At 71.0% G+C, this 527-nt stretch carries 1 pseudogene; it reads left to right on the top strand.

From position 1 onward, the window contains the following. Positions 1–527 (top strand): annotated as a pseudogene (locus ACYVEA_RS34850) (hypothetical protein); the annotation flags it as partial.

The following is a 527-nucleotide window of genomic DNA, read 5'->3' as shown; positions in this document are numbered from 1 at the left end:
TCGGGCCTGGGTCAGTACAGCGTGCTGACCAACTACACGACGGCGGCGCAGTCGGCGTCGCTCGTGCAGGCGGGCGCGCTGGGGACGCTGCACCAGTTCGGGGCGGACACGGTCGTCCTGGGAGCCGACGGCGCGACACTGACGACTACGACGACCGTGGCGACCGACGGCGGCAACGGTACGTACACGGCGGTCTGGGCGGTCGACACGACGCGCAGCTGGGACCTGCTGGCGGTGAACACGATGTGGACGGCCCCGGGGGCGGGCTGGGTGTCGCTGGCGAGCCCGCGGCTGGTCGACCTCGCCGACAGCGACCTGGACTGGGGCGTGGTGCCGGGCTACTGGTCGGCCAACAGCATCGAGACGTCCAAGGAGCTCTTCTACAAGTACGTGCAGGGCGTGCCGGCGAGCAACTGGGTGTCGGTCGAGGCGTCGACGACGAGTCTCGTGGCGATCCTGGGCTCCGCACGCAGCGGCACCACGTTCGCGGCCATCGCCCACCCATCGCTGGCGCGCGACCCCTTTGC

This window comes from Spirosoma jeollabukense (genome assembly GCF_054777855.1).
The sequence above is the reverse complement of the archived record's forward strand: the minus strand, read 5'-3'. Positions and strand labels throughout refer to the sequence as shown.